The sequence below is a fragment of the Paraburkholderia sp. SECH4 genome (assembly GCF_030511745.1).
Classification (GTDB): domain Bacteria; phylum Pseudomonadota; class Gammaproteobacteria; order Burkholderiales; family Burkholderiaceae; genus Paraburkholderia; species Paraburkholderia madseniana.
This window is the reverse complement of the sequence record NZ_JALOCP010000010.1, coordinates 65,988-85,117: the sequence shown is the minus strand read 5'-3', so window position 1 is coordinate 85,117 and position 19,130 is coordinate 65,988. Positions and strand designations below refer to the sequence as shown.

Sequence of the window (19,130 nt, the reverse complement as noted above, 5' to 3'; positions counted from 1 at the left end):
AGGTCCTTTAGATACGCGTCGCCATCGACGCAAGATGCAGTTGGCCGTGTTCGAGTTGCGCATCAAGTGATTCGGGCGCCTCAAGGGCCACACCTGTGTCTTGGCACGAGCAGGCGCCGCTGCCGCAACCCGATGCCGACGTCGTGATGCGCGGCAAATAGTGGTTCGCCGGTTTGGTGTTCCACTCAGGCATCAGTTGATAACCGCCCCGCTCTTTGATTGCCTTCGACACCACCGACTCCGGATCGTGGATATCGCCGAACAGTCGCGCTGAAGTCGGGCACGCGAGCACACACGCGGGTTGCCGGTCGCGTTCGGAGAGGTTTTCATCGTGAATGCGATCGACGCACAGCGTGCACTTGGTCATCTCCTTGCGCGCTTCATCGAGTTCGCGCGCACCATATGGACACGCCCACGCGCAGTATTTGCAGCCGATGCATTTGTCGAAATCGACCAGCACGAGACCGTCTTCCTTGCGCTTGTAGCTGGCGCCGGTCGGACACACCGGCACGCACGGCGGGTCCTCGCAGTGCAGGCACGACTTCGGGAAGTGGATCGTGTCGGCGTTCGGGAAGCTGCCGGCTTCGAAGCTCTGCACGCGATTGAAGAAGGTGCCGGACGGATCCGCGTCGTACGGATTGAGATCGGCCAGACTGCCCGACTCGCCCGACGTATTCCACTCCTTGCAGCTCGTCACGCAAGCCTGGCACCCCACGCACACGTTCAGGTCGATCACTAACGCCATCTGAGTCATTAAAGGCTCCTTGCTGCTTTACTGCGTTATTCGCGCGTTGCCCGCCGTTCTGCGGTGCCCGGGTTTCGCATTGCTCGCGTGCGAATCCTGCGATTCCTGCATCACTTGCGCCCCACCGCACCACGCAGCCGTGCCGCGAATTCGCCGCGCCCCGCGAAATAGGTCTGCACGACCCGCGATATCACCCCGTTCGATCCCGGCAACGCGGGCATCGCACCGAACTGCGGCAGCGTATGACGCGCGTCCGCTTCCGCGGGATAGACGCGCACGCGCACGTCGTACCACGCGGCCTGGCCTGTCACCGGGTCCGAATTCGAAAGACGCGCGGCGGCTTCGTCGCGACCGGGCAACTCGTCGGTGATGAGGTGATTGAGCAGGAAGCCGCGCTGCGATTCGTTCGCGTCCGCGCCGAGGTTCCATGCGCCCGACGCCTTGCCGATCGCATTCCAGGTCCACACTGTCCCCGGCTCGACGGTCTCGCTAAAGCGCGCCATGCAGCGCACCCGGCCCCATTGCGATTCGGCATAGATCCAGCTACCGTCGGCAATGCCGTTTTCGGCCGCCATCAGCGGATTCATGTAGAGATAGTTCTCGCCATGAATCTGCCGCAGCCACGCATTCTGCGAATCCCACGAGTGATACATCGCCATGGGCCGTTGCGTCACCGCGGCCAGCGGAAAACGCGTGAGATCGGTGGAATCGCTTTCGAGCGGCGCATACCAGAACGGCAGCGGATCGAAATACTTTTCGACCCGCGCCCGCAGATGCTCCGGCGGTTGCCTGCCGCTCCTGCGGCCTTGCGCGGCGAGCCTGAACTTCTGCATGACGTCGGAGTACAACTGGATCAGGATCGGCTCGTTGAATTTACGGAAGCCGTTTTTCACCGCCCAGTCGAGATACGGTCCGTTGCAGTTGCGCATGTATTGGAGCGTCTCCGGCAAGCGGTAATGGAACACGCAGTTGTTCTTTGCATACTGTTCCCACTGCTGCGGATTCGGCTCGCCCACCAACGCCTTGTCGCCGTCCTTGCCGCGCCAGCCGATCAGAAAGCCCACGCCGGAAGCGGGCGTCGTCGTGTGATTGACGATGAAGTCGGGATAGTCCCGAAAGCGGCGCGTGCCTTCAGCCGTCGTGAAGGCGGGAAACTTGAGGCGCGAAGCGAGTTCGATCAGCACTTCCTGAAACGGCTTGCATTGACCCGTCGGCGGCACGACCGGCACGCGCACGGAATCCACGGGACCGTCGAATTCGGAGATCGGCCGGTCGAGCATCGACATCGCGTCGTGCCGCTCGAGATAGGTCGTGTCCGGCAGGATCAGATCGGCGAATGCGGTCATCTCCGACTGGAACGCGTCGCACACCACGAGAAACGGAATCTTGTACTCGCCGTTCGCGTGCTTGTCGGCGAGCATCTCGCGCACCTTCATCGTGTTCATCGACGAATTCCAGGCCATGTTAGCCATGAAAATCAGCAGCGTGTCGATGGGATAGGGATCGCCACGCCAGGCATTGGTGATCACGCTATGCATCACGCCGTGCACGGCCAGCGGATATTCCCAGGAGAAGGCCTTGTCGATGCGAACCGGGCCGCCGTGTTCGTCGATGAACAGGTCTTCAGGCGCGGCGGGCCAGCCGAGCGGACCGGTGGCGAGCGGCGTGTTCGGCTTGACGGCGTCCGGACTGTTCGGCGGTTTCGCCGATGGCGGCACCGCGCGAGGAAATGGCGACTTATGACGAAAGCCGCCTGGGCAGTCGATCGTGCCCATTAGCGACATCAGCACCGCCAGCGCGCGGATCGACTGGAAGCCGTTGGAATGCGCGGCCAGCCCGCGCATCGCGTGAAAAGCGACCGGATTGCCGGTGACGGTCTCGTGCGTCTCGCCCCACGCGTCGGTCCATTGGATCGGCAGCGTGATCCGGTGGTCGCGGCTGGTCTGGATCATTTCACCGGCGAGGCGGCGAATTGTGTCCGCGGCAATGCCGGTGATCTCGGCGGCCCACTCCGGCGTACAGTCGGCCACGCGTTCGCGCAGCAAGGCGAACGACGGCGTGACCGGCGTGCCGTCCGCGAGCGCATAGCGGCCGTCGAGCGCGGGCGTCACACCGGGTGCATGGTGCGGCACGGCGCGCGCGGCTGCGGCGTCCCACCAGAGATGGTTCTGCGGAAACAGAGGATTGCCAACCGGTCTATCCGGATCGCGCACGAACAGGCCGAAGTTTTCGCTGGCTTCGTCGAGATCGACAAGCTCCGCCGCATTCGTATAACGCTGCACGAACTCGTGATCCCAGGCGTCGGCCGCGATCAATTCGTGTAGAAAGGCCATGAACAGCGCGCCATCGGTGCCGGGTTTGATGGGCACCCATTCGTCGGCAATCGCCGCATACCCGGTACGGATCGGATTGATCGCGATGAAGCGCCCACCCGCGCGCTTGAACTTCGAAATGGCGATCTTGAGCGGATTCGAATGATGATCTTCCGCCGTGCCGATCATGAAGAAAAGTTTGGCGCTGTCGAGATCAGGACCGCCGAACTCCCAGAACGAGCCGCCGATCGTATAGATCATCCCGGCGGCCATGTTGGCCGAGCAGAAGCCGCCATGCGCCGCGTAATTAGGCGTGCCGAACTGTTTGGCGAAGAGGCCGGTAAGCGCCTGCATCTGGTCGCGTCCGGTGAACAGCGCGAATTTCTTCGGATCGGTGGCGCGAATCGCGGCGAGGCGCTTTTCGAGCATGTCGAACGCGACCTCCCACGACACCGGCTCGAACTGCGCACTGCCCCGCTCCGCGCCTGCCTTGCGCATCAACGGCTGGGTCAGGCGCGCGGGCGAGTACTGCTTCATGATGCCCGAGGCGCCCTTCGCGCAGATCACACCCTGGTTCAGCGGATGCTCGGGGTTGCCGTCGATATAGCGCACCTCGCCTTCACGCAGATGCACGCGGATGCCGCAGCGGCAGGCGCACATGTAGCAAGTGGTGGTCTTGATCTCCAGCCGTTCGTCCTGCGTGCGGGCGTGGTGTTCCATGCGGGATCTCCGTCGCGGCTCCGGCTGTGTCGAAGCGATGTGGATTCGATACCGACCATCCTATTCGCCACGAGCCTACAAGGGAAATCGCGATTTTCGAGAGAAACTATCCGCTGGGCTGATGGTTTCAGTTTGCCTTCAAATGTCAGATCGGCGTCAACACCGCGTCGCCCGCAAAATGGCGTCTGGCGTTGGTCAGGAAATTGTCGACCGAAGCCGCGATCGCCTCCGGCGAGCGGCCGCCCACATGCGGCGTCAGGACTACGTTGCGCAGCGTCAGCAAGGCTTCGGGCGGATGCGGCTCGCCCTCGTAGACGTCGAGACCCGCGCCGGCGATCGTGCCGGCGGCAAGCGCATCCGCCAAAGCAGCGGTATCCACCACACTGCCGCGAGAGACGTTGACCACGAAACCGTCCGGCCCGAGTGCGTCCAGCACCGCCTTGTTAATCAGATGACGCGTACCGCCGCCGCCGGGCGTCGCCACCACCAGAAAGTCGCACCAGTGCGCCAGACCCTGCACGTTGTCGAAATAGCGCAGCGGCGAGCCTTCGCGCGGTTTGCGGTTGTGGTAGCCGATTTCCATATCGAACCCGCCGCCACGCCGCGCGACCTTCTCGCCGATATTGCCGAGCCCGACGATGCCGAGCCGCTTGCCGGAAACGTTCGGGTGCATCGGCAACGTGTCGCGCCAGGCGCCCTTGCGGGTGGCCTGATCGAGTTGCGGCACGTCGCGCACCACCGCAAGCAGTAAGGCGAACGCGTGATCGGCCACACAGTGATCGTTGGTGCCCGCGCCGTTGACCAGCACGATGTCGCGCGAACGGGCGTGGTCGACAGCGAGGTTTTCGTAGCCGGCGCCGAGCGCGCTGACAAACTCGAGTTGTGGCATCCGGTCGATTTCCGCGGCGGTCAGCCCGGTCGTGCCGTTGGTCAGCACGGCACGGATCGTCTCGCCGTGCGTGGCGATCGCGGCGGCCCGCTGGGTGGCATCGGGTGCATAGACGACGTGGAAAGCAGTCTCGACGCTGGCGCGACTTGCGTCTTTCAAGGGGATCAGAACCAGCAGGGATGGCTTCATGGCGGACGTTTTTTCTTAAGGCTGTGACGGACGGAGGATGCGACGAGTGAGTGTAACAAGCCTCCCGTGGCCCTGCTGGCGTGCGATCACGGGCGGTCTCAATCAAAAGGCCCGGTTGCAAACCTGCTGCCGTGCAGCCTAAAGTCTCATCCGAACCACGCCGTTATCTTCGTGAATGGACCGGCGCGGACAGGATGCGTCATGCGTCTTTCTTTTAAGCCAAACCGAAGCCGCTTTAGAATAGCCGGAACTCCGACCACGGGAATCTCATGCTGGACACCCTGCCACGCGGCTCAGCGCCTGCCAACGACGCCCCGCAGGAAGCCCCCTCGGGGGACGATTCCGAAATGTTCGAACTCGCGCCCGTCTCGCTCTGGCTCGAGGACTTCAGCGGCGTGCGGGCGCTATTCGACGCCTGGCGGGCCCAAGGTGTGACGGATCTGCGCGCCCATTTCGTCGAATATCCGGCCCTTGTCGCCGAATGCGCGCACAGCATCCGCGTCATCAAGGTCAATCAGAAGACGCTGGCGCAATTCGAGGCCGCCGACTTCGAGGCGCTCACCAGCAATCTCGCTTCCGTGTTCCGCGACGACATGCTCAAGACTCACCTCGAAGAGCTATGCCAGTTGTGGGCCGGCCAGGCGCATTTCACGAGCCAGACGGTCAACTACACGCTCGGCGGACGGCGCCTCGACGTGCTGCTCAAGGGCGCCGTGCTGCCCGGCCATGAAGAACGCTGGGACCGCGTGCTCGTGTCCGTCGAAGACATTACCGAACTCGAAGGCGCGCGGCATCGCGTGACGCTTGCCGAACAGTATGTGCGCGGCCTGTTCGAATATTCGCCGGTCTCGTTGTGGGTGGAAGATTTCAGCTCGGTCAAGCGTCTGCTCGACGACGCGCGCTCCGCCGGCATCAGCGATTTCCGCGTGTTTACTGACGTGCATCCCGAGTTTGTCGAGCGCTGCATGCAGGAAATCCACGTGCTCGACGTGAACCAGCACACGCTCGACATGTTCGTGGCAAAAGACAAAAAAACGCTGCTGGCGCGCCTGCCCGACGTCTTCCGCGACGACATGCGGCCGCATTTCCGCGAGCAGTTGATCGATCTATGGGACGGCAAGCTGTTCCAGCAGCGCGAGGTGCTCAATTATTCCCTCGACGGCAACGAGGTGCACGTGCACCTGCAGTTCTCCATACTGCCGGGTCATGAAAAGAATTGGGACCTGGTGCTGGTGGCCCTCACCGATATTACGGCGCGCAAAAAGGCCGAAGCTTACCTGGAGTTCCTCGGCAAGCATGACGTGCTGACCAAGCTGCGCAACCGCTCCTTTTACGTGGATGAACTGAACCGGCTCGAGCGCAAGGGTCCGTGGCCGGTGACGATCATCATGGCCGATCTGAACGGCCTCAAACGCGTGAACGACCAGCTCGGCCACGCGGCCGGTGACGCGCTGTTACGGCGCGCCGGCGAAGTTCTCGCCAAAGCGACGGACGCGCCGTTTCACGCGGCGCGCATCGGCGGCGACGAGTTCGCGATCCTGATGCCGGACACCGACGAGCGTGGCGGCGCCGCAATGGTCGATGCGATCCGCCAGCTGGTCGATCTGAACAACCAGTTTTATCCGGGCTCTGTGCTGAGTCTTTCGATGGGTGCGGCGACGTGCCAGCGCGGCGACCGTCTCGAAGCCGGTGTGCAACGCGCCGATCTGCTGATGTATGAGGAAAAGCACGCGCACTACGCGAACCGTCCGTCTGCGGACGCGTCGAGCGACTGACGCCCGACCGCCTCGCACGTTGGTACGGTGTAATTCGATTGTTGAAAAGGCCGCGCCGTGTCAGCGGATTGGCAGCTCAATCAGCCTGGCAGTTTGGATGCCAGCACATCGAGTTTGTGGATGCTGGGCGGCGTGGCGAATAGCTCGCCGGCCTTCGCCATTAGCGCAGCGGCCACCTTGCCGTTCAGATGCGCCTCGCGGCCAGCTTCGTCGGGGAAAGCGTCGAAAATGGCATAGGTGGTCGGTCCAAGCTTGAGACCGAACCAGGCGCTGGTAGCAGGCTCCTCCTCGACGAGCGGCAAGCCGCTCAGCAGAAAGGCCTCGACATCCTGTTCCTTGCCGGGTTTGGCTTCAAGACGAACGTACAGAGCGAGTTTGACCATGGCGCGACTCCCTGGGTGAAGTGAGGACAATGGATCCGCTTTGCCAGGCCGGCAAAGCGCTGTGAAAGGCATCGGCTCGTCAAGCACCTTAGCAAGTATAGGGCGGCGGTCGTGAAGCTGTGCCGAAGAGCATGGGGGCACATCGGGTCGCGCCAGGCAGCATCAGGCACAGGCATTCAGGTTGCATCCGCGCAGAAAAGCATGTCAGCCTTTGCCGGTTCGTACCGCCTCGCCGTAAGTGCTGACGATCCGCCGATCCTGCTCTTCCACCGAAAACAGCTCCCATTCGAGGCCGTTTACATCCTTGCTGCTCGAGTAACCTTCTACTGAATCGTCCTCGAAGCCGACGTGCCGAAGCTGCCCACCGTTATCCGGCATCTCGTTGATCGAAAAGTTGAGCAGCTCGGTTCGCCACATCGCGTAACGGCCCGGCACCACGGCCGTGGGCGGCTGGCCGAGACGGGCGCTGTAATCGTCGATGGAAGCCTCGAGGCTCGTAACGGCCAAAGCAATGTGGAAGCGTTTCATAGCGGTTTTCCCGACGGTTAAAATGAGGTGTTTCATCGTATCCGGCGCGCGCCGCCGCAACCAGTTGCGCGATCATCCCGGTATCGCTATTACCGGTTTGCGCTGCAACAGTATCCGGCGTGCCGGATGCAGGCGGCCCGGTGCGCGTCCGCTATACTCCCCGGCCCTGAAGTTTTCCGCGCCAAGTCGCGGTCTGGAAAGAAAATCATGTCGACAATTCCCGCTTGCCCGCAATGTGCAATGGAAAATACTTACCCGGATGGCGAGAATTATGTCTGCCCGGATTGCGCACACGAGTGGCCGATGAGCGCTACCCAAAGCGCGGACGAGACCGACGAACGCGTCGTCAAGGACGCCAACGGCAACCCGCTCGCCGACGGTGACGCCGTGGTGCTGATCAAGGACCTGAAAGTGAAAGGCTCGTCGATCACGCTGAAAATGGGCACCAAGGTGAAAAGCATTCGTCTGGTCGGCGGCGATCACGAAGTGGACTGCAAGATGGACGCAGGCAACTTCATGCTGAAGGCTGAGTATCTGAAGAAAGTTTGATGCATCCGGCCCGGCCTGGATCGGCCGGCAATGCAAACGAGGAGCGACACTGATGCTTTCCCACGTATTCGTCGGCATTACGGATTTCGAGCGCGCGTTCGGCTTTTATGACGTGCTGATGGAAACGCCAGGAGTGCGGCTTAAGTTTCGCGATGACGATGGCAACAAGCTCTGCGTGTGCTGCCATGCGCCGGAGACGACCTCCGCCACGCAAACAACCAGTTAAGCGCCCGGAAAGCGCAATTCGAAGCGCACCACGCCCGGCACCGGACACACCACGCGCGCCGTGCCGCCGTGCAGATGCATGATCGCCTTGACGATCGCGAGCCCCAGCCCGCTCGATTCGGTGAACTCGCTGCGCGCCGCATCCCCGCGGTAGAAGCGATCGAACAGGCGGTCCAGTTGCTCGCCAGGAATCGGCGCACCGTCGTTTTCCACCACCACAGTCGCGCCCTGCTCGTCCTGCGTGCCGCTCAAGCGCACCACCGTATCGCTCGCGCCGTATCGCACCGCATTGACGACGAGATTGTTGATCGCTCGCCGGCATAGCATCGGATTGGCCGACGCCACGCCCCGAGCCTCGACGGTAAAGCGCATGCCGCGTTCGTCGGCGAGGCCTTCGAAATAGTCTGCGATCCTGACGAGTTCATCGCGCAGATCGACCGGCTCACGGTCGATGGACAGCGCCGCATGGTCCGCATGCGCGAGAAACAGAATGTTCTCCGCGATGTGGCTCAAGCGGCTCAGCTCCTCGAGATTCGATTCGAGCAGTTGCTGATACTCGCCGGCATCGCGCGGTTTCGCGAGCGTCACCTGGGTCTGGCCGATCAAGGCGCCCACCGGCGTGCGAATTTCATGCGCCAGATCGGCGGAGAACTGCGAGAGGCGCTGGTAGCCATCGGCAAGACGGTCGAGCATGGCGTTGAAGGCGTGCGTGAGCTGGCGTAGTTCGACTGGCGCAGCCTCACTGTCGAGCCGCACCGATAAACTCGCCGGACTGATCTGCGCCGCCCGCGTGGCGATTTCGCGCACCGGCCGCAACGCGCGGCGCAGCACGTAATAGGCAAGCAGCGTGGCAGCCAGCATGCCGGTCAGCGTGGCCAGCACGATGCGATTGCGGTAGGCGGCCAGCATCCGCACTTCCTGGGTCATCGGATGCGCGGCAATCACTTCGACTTCGCTGCCATCCTCACGCGCTTTGACGGTAGCGATCGCCCAATGAACCGGCACGCCGTCCGGCAGCAGGGTCTGGCGGATATCCGAGAGTGTCGGCAAGTGGTCCGCGGTGCTAGCCTGCAGGGCAGGCACCGCGACATTGCCGGGATTCACGTCGATAAACGGCGCTTCGCCCGGACGGCGAAACAGCAGCACGTCTTGCTCCGCACCGAGCATGCTCTCGAACAGCAAAGGCCGGCTCTTCAATTCGCTAACCGAATAGAGATCGTGCACGATGCGGCTGAAATGCTCGACACGGCCGGTGAGCACCACGTCCGCGCGGCGCTGCAACGACAGCTCGGCGGAGTGGTAGAAATACATGCCCAACGTGCCGATCACCACGCACGCGATCGAGGCGAACAGCACCGTGGTGCGAGCCGTCAACGAACGTTCGGTCCACAGTTTCATGCGCCGTCGCCGAATGTGTAGCCGATGCTGCGCACCGTATGAATCAGCTTCTTTTCAAACGGATGATCGATCTTTGCGCGCAGCCGTTTGATCGCCACATCGACCACATTGGTGTCGCTGTCGAAGTTCATATCCCACACCTCCGAGGCGATCTGCGTACGCGACAACGCCTCGCCCTGGCGGCGCACCAGCAGATGCAACAGCATGAATTCCTTATTGGTCAGCGGAATCTCGACGCCTTCGCGCGTCACCTTGCGGCGCAGGACGTCGAGCTTGAGGTCGGCGATCTCGAACACATCGCTCTCGCGGATCACGCCGCGGCGCAACAGCGTGCGGATGCGCAACACCAGTTCGGTGAACGAGAACGGCTTGACGAGGTAATCGTCGGCCCCGAGTTCGAGGCCGCGAATGCGGTCGCTGACGTGATCGCGCGCGGTCAGAAAAATGACAGGCAGATCGCGCCGCGCCCGCAGCGCACGCATGATTTCCCAACCGTCGATACCGGGCAGCATCACGTCCAGCACCACGAGGTCATACGCGTGCTCGAGCGCCATGTGCAGCCCATCGGTGCCGGTGCGCGCAAGGTCGACCGCGTAGCCGCTTTCGCGCAGGCCTTTCTTCAGGTAGTCGCCGGTTTTCGGGTCGTCTTCGATGACGAGGATGCTCATGATGCCTGGTTTCCGACCCCGAGCGCCGCCGTGGGCGTGGGTCATGAATGTGGACGTGGATATGGCGGCCATTCTACGTGGCCGCGGCGCGCCGTTCATGACGTTTTTGTCATCCGTCTGTCACTTGGCGGAGCCGATCGCGCGCCTAACCTGACGCTATCTTTCACCCACCCAGAGCAGACTCATGAAGATTGTCTCCGCTAATGCGATGCGCGCCTTCGTTGCCCCCGCGCTCGTCGCCGCCTCATTGTTCGCAGCAGGATCCGTCGCGCAAGCTCAGAGCGCCGCGCCCACCGGCGTGCGTGGCACCGTGACCGCGCTCTCGGGCGACGTGCTGAAAGTCCACACGCGCGACGGCAAAGACGTCGACGTGAAACTCGCCAAAGACACGCCGATTCGCGGCGTGACGATTGCCGACGTGAACGACATCAAGCCGGACAGCTATGTCGGCACCGCCGCGATCCCGCAGCCCGACGGCTCGCTGAAGGCGCTCGAAGTGCACGTATTCCCGGCCAGCATGCGTGGCTCCGGCGAAGGTCACCGCCCGTGGGACCTCGGCTCGAACAGCACGATGACCAACGGCACGGTGGGCTCGCTCGTGGTCAGCAACGGCCGCACGATCACGGTCAAGTACAAGGACGGTGAAAAGAAAATCGTGATTCCGCAAGACGTGCCTATCGTCGCGCTCGAACCGGGTGACCGCGCACTGTTGGTGCCGGGCGCGAAGGTCGTGCTGTTCGCCCATAAGGAAGCCGATGGCTCGATGGCGGCGAATTTCATCTCCGCAGGTGAGCACGGCGTAACGCCGCCGATGTAATACGGCGTTTCTTCAACCGTTCGCCCTTTTTAGCTGCTCGAACAGCCGCGTGCCTCAATGACGCGGCTTTCAGATTTTTCCTTGTTTCATCACCGCTCACCATGCCCAAACCGCAAGCGCGCTTCATCGTCCACCCATTCGTCGTACGAATTACGCACTGGATCAACGCGTTTGCCATGGTCTGCATGGTGATGAGCGGCTGGGCGATCTATAACGCGTCGCCCTTCTTTCCGTTCAAGTTTCCGGTGTGGGCGACCGTAGGTGGCTGGCTGGGCGGCTCGATTGCATGGCACTTTGCGGCCATGTGGCTGCTGTGCGCTAACGGCCTGCTGTATCTGGCGTATGGCATCGGGCGTGGGCATTTTCGTCGCAAGCTATTGCCTGTCTATCCACGCGACGTCGTACACGATGCCGCATTAGCGATGCGGTTCAAGCTGCCGCACGATACGGGCAAATACAACGCGGTGCAGCGCGCGCTCTATCTCTTCGTATTGTTCCTTGGCGTGCTGCTGGTCGCGTCGGGGCTTTCGATCTGGAAGCCAGTGCAGTTCTCGTGGCTTACCGCACTGTTCGGTGGTTTCGATTTCGCACGTCGCGTGCATTTTGTCGCGATGGCCGGCGTGGTGGGTTTTGTCGTCGTGCATCTGGCGCTGGTGCTATTGGTGCCGCGCACGTTGCTGCCGATGTTGACCGGCCGCGCCCGACTGTCCACGCACGAAAGGAGCGAAGCATGAGCGACGCAGAACGCAAAGACGCGCGCGGCACGCGCATTGTCCTCGCCGACCACAAACCGCAAATCGAACGATTGCAACGGCGCTTGTTCCTGCGCTCGTCGCTTTCGATCGGTGCGCTGGCGATGCTCTCGGGTTGCAACATGCAGGACGGAGATTCGGTCGACAAGGTGTTGTGGGCCATGTCGCGCTGGAACGATCGCGTGCAGGGGTGGCTGTTCGATCGCAACAAGCTCGCGCCGACCTACTCGGCGAAAGAAATCACCGACCCGTTCCCCTTCAACGCGTTCTATCCGGAGTTCGACGCGCCGGATATCGACGGCTCGACGTACCAACTGGAAGTGTCCGGTCTGGTGTCGGACAAGCGCACGTGGAATCTCGATCAACTGCGCGCCTTGCCCCAGGTTTCACAGATTACGCGGCACATCTGCATCGAAGGATGGAGCGCGATCGGGCAATGGCGTGGCGTGCCATTTCGCACGTTCCTCGAACGCATCGGCGCCGATCTGAGCGCACGCTATGTCGGGTTCAAATGTGCGGACCGTTATTACTCGAGCCTCGACATGGCGACAGCCTTGCATCCGCAAACCCAGCTCACGCTCGATTTCCGCGACGCGCCGCTGCCGGCCAAATACGGCTACCCGCTGAAGCTGCGCGTACCGACCAAACTGGGCTTCAAGAATCCGAAGCACATCGCGGCGATTTTCGTGACCAACACGAACCCTGGCGGCTATTGGGAAGACCAGGGGTACAACTGGTTTAGCGGGCTATAACGCTTCCCGGGAACGCGCTTATACCGCGGTCACATAACGCGGGACCGGCCTGACCACGCGCGGCGGCGGCGGTGCATCGTACACGGTGCGCATGCGCTTGACTTCATCGACCGGGCTCAGGCCGAACAGACGCTTGAACTCGCGGCTGAATTGCGACGCGCTTTCGTAACCGACGCGTGCCGCTGCCGCACCGGCATTCAAACCGTCGTGCGCCATCAGCAAACGCGCGTGATGCAAACGCGTGGTCTTCACGTACTGCATCGGCGAGGTCGCCGTCACGGCCTTGAATTGCGCATGAAAAACGGCGAGGCTCATGCCCGCTTCAGAGGCGAGCGTATCGACGTCGAGTTGCCCCTGATAATCGGCGTGGATACGCCTTAACGCTTTGGCGATGCGGCCGAAATGATTCTGATGCGTGAGCGCCGCGCGAATCGCATCGCCCTGCTCGCCCGTCAACACGCGATAACAGATTTCGCGGACCACGCCTGGCGCCAGAATCCGCGCATCGAGCGGTGAGGCCAACGCGTCCATCAAACGCTGCACGGCGTTGGACAGGGCCGGGTCCAGCGGCGTCGAATAGATGCCGAGCGGCTCGTTCTGCGTAGCGCCCTGCGTTTCGTTCAGCGCCATCAGCAACTCGGCCACCATGGTCAGATCGACACGCACCGAGATCGCGAGGAACGGCTCTTCCGGACTCGCTTCGGTTTCGCATTCGAACGGCAGCGGCACCGACAGCACCAGGTATTGCTGTGCGTCGTACTGGAACACCTGATCGCCGAGAAAACCGCGCTTGCGGCCCTGACAGACGATCACGATGCTCGGCTCGTACATCACGGGCATACGCGGCATCGGACTATTGGCGCGCAACAGGTTGACACCTTCGAAACTCGAACGCGTCACGCCCGGTTTGGGCGCGAGCAAATCGAACAAATCGACCAGACGCTGCTGGGCAGGATCGGCGGGGCCGCCAGCGGCCGGGACGGGTTCAACGGAACGGGTTGACATGACGGTATAGTGACGTGCAAGAGAATAATGCTTGAAATTTAGCACCAAACGACCTACTGCGCTCACCGCCAGGAGTTTTAGGCAAACCTTCAAGACATTCAGGTATTCCCCGGTTCGCTCCCGGCCCCTACTATGGGAACCCTGCCGGATCATCTATTTCCACGCTGCGCCGGGCTCGGTTACCTGCTCACCGTTTCGGTGAATACGTCAACCACCGCCTGCGCCCTGATCCCGGTTCATGACAAGGTTTGGCCGCATCGGCGACGCGCGTCGCCCATCGCCGGCGCCTTGCGACACCACCCTCTTTGCTGGAGTTACCCATGAGCACGACTTACGCCTATGCAGCGACCGACGCTACCGCGCCGCTCGCTCCGTTCGAAATTCAGCGCCGCGAACTGCGCGCCCATGACGTGCAGATGGAAGTCCTGTTTTGCGGCGTGTGCCATTCCGACTTGCATCAGGCACGCAACGAATGGAAGAACACGATTTTTCCGGTGGTGCCGGGCCATGAAATTGTCGGTCGTGTGACGGCGGTTGGCCCGGACGTGACGAAGTACAAGGCAGGCGATCTGGTGGGCGTGGGATGCCTGGTCGATTCGTGCCGCACATGTGCAAGTTGCGAGGAAGGTCTCGAGCAGTATTGCGAAAACGGTTTTGTCGGCACGTACAACGGTGTGGACCGGGTTGACGGTCAGATCACTTACGGCGGCTATTCGACGCAACTGGTGGTGGACGAGGCATTTACGCTGCGCGTGCCGGAGAATCTCGACCCGGCGGGTGTGGCGCCGTTGCTATGCGCGGGTATCACGACGTATTCGCCGCTGCGCACTTGGGGTGCCGGTCCCGGCAAGAAGGTCGGGATTGTCGGCCTGGGCGGCCTCGGTCACATGGGCGTGAAGCTGGCCCGTGCGATGGGTGCGCATGTCGTGTTGTTTACGACGTCGCCGTCGAAGATTGAAGATGCCAAGCGGCTTGGTGCGCATGAGGTTGTCATTTCGAAGAATGCTGAAGAGATGGGCGCGCATGCTAACAGCTTCGATTTCATTCTGAATACTGTGGCTGCGCAGCATGATTTGAATCCGTTTTTGAATTTGCTGAAGCGTGATGGGACGATGACGCTGGTTGGGGCGCCGGAGCATGACCATCCGTCGCCGCAGGTGTTCAATCTGATCTTTAAGCGCCGCAGGCTGGCTGGGTCGTTGATTGGTGGGATTGCTGAGACGCAGGAAATGCTCGATTTTTGCGGCGAGCATGGGATTACTTCGGATATTGAGGTGATCCCTATGCAGGGGATTAATGAGGCTTATGAACGGATGCTTAAGAGTGATGTTAAGTATCGGTTTGTTGTTGATCTGGATTCCTTACGGAAGTGATTTTGGTTTTTTGCCTTTAGCGGCGGCATTGGCCGTGTTCTTAGGGCTTTGGCCTTTCCTTGATTTGTTAGTGGTCTATTAGTGTTGCCCCTGTGCGGGGCGGCACCTACTTCTCTTTGCCGGCTGCAAAGAGAAGTAGGCAAGAGAAAGCAGCTCAAACCGCTCATGCTAAGTGGGCACCGTGGTCTGCTGCGGGTAGTGGTGCATCTGGAATCCGTGTTCTCGCACATTCCGCGTTAGTGACAAAGGTGTCATCAGCTCCCACTCCGCACTGCGTGCGTCGCGGACGGGTTTGCATGGGAAACCGGCGGCTTCGGTTGAGGTTTGTGGGGGCCGTCGGCTTCGCCTTGGCGAGGCGCCGTCGCACTCATAGGCGAACCCCACTTCAAATAAAGATCGATCACTCGCGGTGGCAGTGGCGATGCAATAACGAGTCATGGTGCCGGAAAAACACGAGAGCCCAAACCCAAAGGCTTAAACGCGAGAGCGCCAACGCAAGGACCAACGTAGCTGGCGGTTTTAAGAAGTACTCTTCGGCGCGCGCAGCGCCGCCGGAAGTATGACGCCCTTGTCACTGGCGCACGCAGGTGCACGAACACAGATTCCAGATGCACCACTACCCGCAGCAGACCACGGGACCCGCTTAGCAGGAGTGGTTTGAGCTGCTTTCTCTTGCCTACTTCTCTTTGCAGCCGGCAAAGAGAAGTAGGTGCCGCCCCGCACAGGGGCAACACTAATAGACCACTAACAAAACAAGGAAAGGCCAAAGGCCTAAGAACACTGACAAACAAGCGCCGCGCAGGCAAAACCCACACCTTTATTTCACCAACAGGAGTTTGCATCGTGATTGACAGAATAACTGCAATGCGGACATTCATCCGAATCGTGGACACCAACAGCTTCACCCGCGCAGCGGAGTCTCTCAACATCCCTCGCGCGACAGCGACAACCATCGTCCAGAATCTGGAAGCCCTACTAGGCACCGCCCTCCTAACCCGCACGACGCGGCGCCTGAGCATCACCCCTGAAGGCGCAGCCTACTACGAACGCTGCGCGCAGATCCTCGCCGACATCGACGAAATGGAAGCGAGCCTCCGTCACGCAACGGATAACCTGACCGGCCGCCTGCGCATAGAAATGCCCGGCGCGGTAGCAAGCACCATCGTCCTTCCAGCACTGGAAGACTTCCACGCCCGCTATCCGAATCTCGATCTCGCCATCGGCATCAGCAACCGCACGGTTGACCTGATCTCGGAAGCCATCGACTGCAGTATCCAGCTAGGCGAATTGCCAGACTCGAATCTGATCGCGCGGCAATTGGGCACCCTCGAGCACGTGACATGCGCAAGCCCGGCTTATCTGGCCCGACATGGCACGCCCGTCGACCTCGACGATCTGCGCGGACACGTCGCCGTCAATTGCATGTCGCCGCATAACGGCCGCGAAGTCGATTTCGACTTCGAAGTGGACGGCGAAGCGCAAAACGTCAAGGTCAGAGGCTTCGTTAAAGTCAGCGACGAGCAGGCTTATCTCACCTGCGGATTGCAAGGCCTGGGGTTGATCCAGCCCGCGCGAATCGCGGCACAGCCCTACCTCGATTCAGGACTGTTGCGCGAAGTACTGCCGCAATGGAAACCCGTGCCGATGCCGGTCTCCGTCGCGTATGTGAAGAACCGCCGGGTGTCCCCACGCGTGCGGGCCTTCGTCGACTGGCTCGCAGAGTTATTCGAGCAGACCGAACACGTCAATCAGGACCTGTCGCGAGTCCGTCAGTTGTTGCGCGGTCTCCATCCCGCTTGAGGCGGGTTTCATGCAGGCCCGCAACACCACGTCAGTTCGGTAGTGTCACCGGCACCGGACGTGTCAGCAGATCAACGTAGAAATTGAAAAAGCTCGGATTGTCGAAGCGTTTCACCACCGTCATCTTCTGCAAACCCGCCGGCGGGGAACTGGTGTAACCGGTCGACTTGCCGTCATTGGCGCCGAAGCTCATATCCACATCCACCCATTCATCCACCGTCTGCGTCGCGAACGACGGATGCATCAGATACGCCAGCGTCAGCGGTCAGCCGCGCGGACCATGGACCTGGTAGCCGCGAGTCACGAAGACAAGCGGCGCATTACGCGAACTTACGGCTGACGTGCCTGCGGCGCAGCCCCCGGACAAGCCGGGTCTTTACCCCAATGTCCATCGCACACGCGCCAGCGGCACAACTGGTCTTCGAAGAAGCCGCGTTGCCCGCACTCTTTCACGCGTTCGGCCAGCTTGGCGTTCCCAGGCGCAGCCGATGCGCTGACCTTGGTGGCCGTGCTGCCGTCTGCCGCTTTCGCGTCGGCCGGTTTGGTGCGCGCCACGAGCGCAGCCAATAGATCGGCATCCGAATCATCTTTCGAAGCATTACCAGTCGGACGCGATTTCTTCGTTTGAGCGACCGCGGTCGGCGCGCTCGCGTGATGATTGCTTGCGCTCACGCTTTCCTTCTTGCTGTGTGCCGTCGCGTCGTGTTTCGCATTGCTGGCGACAGCCGTTGAGCTCTTAGCGTGCTTTGCCGCCGGCACCGTGACCGCCGACGCGGCCGCTGCGGACGCAACCGGCGTAGACGCGTTGCTCGGCTCAGCGCCATCGGCAAGCGCGCGCGATAAGCGGCTTTCATCGCCACTTGCAGGCGCACTCGCGGAGGCCGCTGGCGCCTTGCTGTCGCTGTCGTCAGCAACGATCGTGGCCGCTTGCGACGACGCTGCAGCCGGCGCCTCCGCTTTCGCAGTGACCTGCGCAGCACCGCTCGCGGCGGACGCCGGCACAGCAGCTTTCCCTGGGTTGGCGGGCGTGGCCGACGCCAACGACTCCGTCTGCACACGCTGCTGCATATGCCACGCACCCCAACCGCCGGCCGCGATCACCAGCAAGGCGACCAGCAGGAGCGGCGTTTTCGACCGGCGTGGTTTATCGGCAGGCGGCTCGACACGGCCTTCCAGATTCGCGAGGATTCGCGAACCATTGCCATCGGCGCCCTTAGCCTTATCGGATAACAGGCTAGGTGGGGCTTTGGAATTCGAACTTTCCGGCGCACTCATTCACTGTCTCATTGAATCCTGGATTATTTCGCCGTGATAATACCGTTCCGGCTCCTCTCCGAGCAGGCCTGATTCTAAGAGCAAGCATTACAAAATACAATTGTTTCCAATTTCCGGGGTCGACTTTGATTGCCGTAGTACTTCTCGCCTATTTCGCCTTCGCCGTTGTGATCGCCGCAATGCTGCTATTGCCGGCGGTACGCGCCTCTTTATTAGGCGCCGCACTCGCCATTCATGGCCGCGTTATGCGCGGAGCATCTCAAGGTGCTTCACGTGCTCGCGGTCAATTAGTACGTTCGGCAAAAATTTCGCAATCGACTGCAGTCGATATGCAAAAGTTACTGGCAAAGCGGCGCTTGCTGATTTTTACCACCACAGGTATTCTTGCGACGCCGCCATTGGTGGCATTGGCTTTACGCGGTCGGCAATTATTCCAATTCGATGACACTGCACGGGTACCGGACGAGAAAATTGCCGCGTTATTGAATGGCGAACAGCTCGTGCCCCCGCCGCCGCTGCCGCCCGAGGTATTTGCAACGCAGGAAGTGGAGCAGATTCGGCCCGCGCTGAAAGACGCGAGCCGCGACTGGAATTTGCTCGACGCCGATTTCAGAACGCGTTTATTGCTCGTTTACAAAATCATGCACGAGCAGTACGGGTATGAAATGGCATTGCTGGAAGGTTATCGCAGTCCGGAGCGGCAAAACCGCCTGGCGCAAATGGGGGGCAACGTCACCAATGCCGCAGCGTTTCAAAGCTATCACCAATACGGTCTTGCCGCGGACAATGCGTTTTTGCGCGACGGCAAGCTCGTCATTTCAGAAAAAGATCCCTGGGCCATGCGAGGCTATCAGTTATACGGACAGACGGCCGAACAGGTCGGCCTGACGTGGGGTGGCCGTTGGAAATTGATGGATCTCGGGCACGTTGAATATCACAAACCCGGCTTCGTCCTGGGGCGTGGTCATTAAGGCG

18 protein-coding genes and 1 pseudogene are annotated in these 19,130 nt (G+C 61.3%); 9 read left to right on the top strand and 10 right to left on the bottom strand.

The features are described 5' to 3' along the window. Nucleotides 1–7: 7 nt before the first annotated feature. The 3 genes from M0D67_RS16095 to M0D67_RS16085 form a co-directional block, all read right to left on the bottom strand. Nucleotides 8–754 carry a 4Fe-4S dicluster domain-containing protein gene (locus M0D67_RS16095; RefSeq protein ID WP_154561490.1) on the bottom strand — a complete coding sequence of 249 codons (747 nt, stop codon included), beginning with the start codon at nt 752–754 and terminating at the stop codon, nt 8–10. Between the two features lie 101 nt (nt 755–855). After that, entirely contained in the window at nt 856–3,777 is a 2,922-nt protein-coding gene (locus M0D67_RS16090; protein WP_266239170.1) for a molybdopterin-dependent oxidoreductase, read from the bottom strand. Nucleotides 3,778–3,922: 145 nt separating this feature from the next. Continuing rightward, nucleotides 3,923–4,855: a 2-hydroxyacid dehydrogenase gene (locus M0D67_RS16085; RefSeq protein WP_266239169.1), complete on the bottom strand. Its 933-nt coding sequence runs from the start codon at nt 4,853–4,855 to the stop codon at nt 3,923–3,925. Between the two features lie 269 nt (nt 4,856–5,124). Between M0D67_RS16085 and M0D67_RS16080 the strand changes: the two genes are divergently transcribed. Next, the gene (locus M0D67_RS16080) at nt 5,125–6,630 is read left to right on the top strand and encodes a sensor domain-containing diguanylate cyclase (protein ID WP_154561496.1); all 1,506 of its coding nucleotides are present in this window, start codon (nt 5,125–5,127) and stop codon (nt 6,628–6,630) included. An 80-nt stretch (nt 6,631–6,710) separates the two neighbouring features. Here the strand turns inward: M0D67_RS16080 and M0D67_RS16075 are convergent, their stop codons facing one another. Both M0D67_RS16075 and M0D67_RS16070 read right to left on the bottom strand, forming a co-directional pair. Next, nucleotides 6,711–7,013, bottom strand: a complete 303-nt coding sequence (locus M0D67_RS16075) for a putative quinol monooxygenase (RefSeq protein WP_093638511.1) — start codon at nt 7,011–7,013, stop codon at nt 6,711–6,713. A gap of 204 nt (nt 7,014–7,217) precedes the next feature. After that, nucleotides 7,218–7,541 carry a hypothetical protein gene (locus M0D67_RS16070; RefSeq protein ID WP_154561595.1) on the bottom strand — a complete coding sequence of 108 codons (324 nt, stop codon included), beginning with the start codon at nt 7,539–7,541 and terminating at the stop codon, nt 7,218–7,220. A gap of 207 nt (nt 7,542–7,748) precedes the next feature. Between M0D67_RS16070 and M0D67_RS16065 the strand changes: the two genes are divergently transcribed. Beyond that, on the top strand, nt 7,749–8,090 hold the full coding sequence (locus M0D67_RS16065; protein WP_154561498.1) for a zinc ribbon domain-containing protein YjdM: 342 nt from the start codon (nt 7,749–7,751) through the stop codon (nt 8,088–8,090). A gap of 52 nt (nt 8,091–8,142) precedes the next feature. Continuing rightward, the gene (locus M0D67_RS16060; RefSeq protein WP_166618212.1) at nt 8,143–8,316 is read left to right on the top strand and encodes a hypothetical protein; all 174 of its coding nucleotides are present in this window, start codon (nt 8,143–8,145) and stop codon (nt 8,314–8,316) included. Here M0D67_RS16060 and M0D67_RS16055 read toward each other — a convergent pair. Both M0D67_RS16055 and M0D67_RS16050 read right to left on the bottom strand, forming a co-directional pair. Continuing rightward, nucleotides 8,313–9,713: a heavy metal sensor histidine kinase gene (locus M0D67_RS16055; RefSeq protein WP_266239168.1), complete on the bottom strand. Its 1,401-nt coding sequence runs from the start codon at nt 9,711–9,713 to the stop codon at nt 8,313–8,315. The genes M0D67_RS16060 and M0D67_RS16055 overlap by 4 nt on opposite strands. Beyond that, nucleotides 9,710–10,381 carry a heavy metal response regulator transcription factor gene (locus M0D67_RS16050; protein WP_093638501.1) on the bottom strand — a complete coding sequence of 224 codons (672 nt, stop codon included), beginning with the start codon at nt 10,379–10,381 and terminating at the stop codon, nt 9,710–9,712. Before M0D67_RS16050 ends, M0D67_RS16055 begins: the two co-directional genes overlap by 4 nt. A 184-nt stretch (nt 10,382–10,565) precedes the next feature. Here M0D67_RS16050 and M0D67_RS16045 point away from each other — a divergent pair, with 184 nt between their 5' ends. From M0D67_RS16045 to M0D67_RS16035, 3 genes are all read left to right on the top strand, one after another. Further along, nucleotides 10,566–11,198: a hypothetical protein gene (locus tag M0D67_RS16045; protein ID WP_154561502.1), complete on the top strand. Its 633-nt coding sequence runs from the start codon at nt 10,566–10,568 to the stop codon at nt 11,196–11,198. A gap of 101 nt (nt 11,199–11,299) precedes the next feature. Further along, complete coding sequence (locus tag M0D67_RS16040) at nt 11,300–11,932, top strand: cytochrome b/b6 domain-containing protein (RefSeq protein WP_154561504.1); 633 nt, start codon at nt 11,300–11,302, stop codon at nt 11,930–11,932. Beyond that, entirely contained in the window at nt 11,929–12,702 is a 774-nt protein-coding gene (locus M0D67_RS16035) for a molybdopterin-dependent oxidoreductase (protein WP_154561506.1), read from the top strand. Before M0D67_RS16040 ends, M0D67_RS16035 begins: the two co-directional genes overlap by 4 nt. A gap of 18 nt (nt 12,703–12,720) precedes the next feature. Here M0D67_RS16035 and M0D67_RS16030 read toward each other — a convergent pair whose 3' ends face one another. Beyond that, entirely contained in the window at nt 12,721–13,707 is a 987-nt protein-coding gene (locus tag M0D67_RS16030; protein ID WP_154561508.1) for an AraC family transcriptional regulator, read from the bottom strand. Between the two features lie 320 nt (nt 13,708–14,027). Between M0D67_RS16030 and M0D67_RS16025 the strand changes: the two genes are divergently transcribed. Further along, nucleotides 14,028–15,080 carry an NAD(P)-dependent alcohol dehydrogenase gene (locus M0D67_RS16025; RefSeq protein ID WP_154561510.1) on the top strand — a complete coding sequence of 351 codons (1,053 nt, stop codon included), beginning with the start codon at nt 14,028–14,030 and terminating at the stop codon, nt 15,078–15,080. 843 nt (nt 15,081–15,923) lie between these two features. Next, nucleotides 15,924–16,880, top strand: coding sequence for a LysR family transcriptional regulator (locus M0D67_RS16020; protein WP_168435750.1), 957 nt, complete (start codon nt 15,924–15,926; stop codon nt 16,878–16,880). A 31-nt stretch (nt 16,881–16,911) separates the two neighbouring features. Here M0D67_RS16020 and M0D67_RS16015 read toward each other — a convergent pair. Further along, nucleotides 16,912–17,142, bottom strand: a pseudogene (locus M0D67_RS16015) (nucleoside hydrolase); the annotation flags it as partial. A gap of 68 nt (nt 17,143–17,210) precedes the next feature. Next, the gene (locus M0D67_RS16010; RefSeq protein ID WP_266239167.1) at nt 17,211–18,155 is read right to left on the bottom strand and encodes a hypothetical protein; all 945 of its coding nucleotides are present in this window, start codon (nt 18,153–18,155) and stop codon (nt 17,211–17,213) included. 125 nt (nt 18,156–18,280) lie between these two features. On the opposite strand from M0D67_RS16010, the gene M0D67_RS16005 reads away from it, so the two are divergent. Then, nucleotides 18,281–19,126: a M15 family metallopeptidase gene (locus M0D67_RS16005; RefSeq protein WP_054036462.1), complete on the top strand. Its 846-nt coding sequence runs from the start codon at nt 18,281–18,283 to the stop codon at nt 19,124–19,126. Nucleotides 19,127–19,130 lie beyond the last annotated feature (4 nt).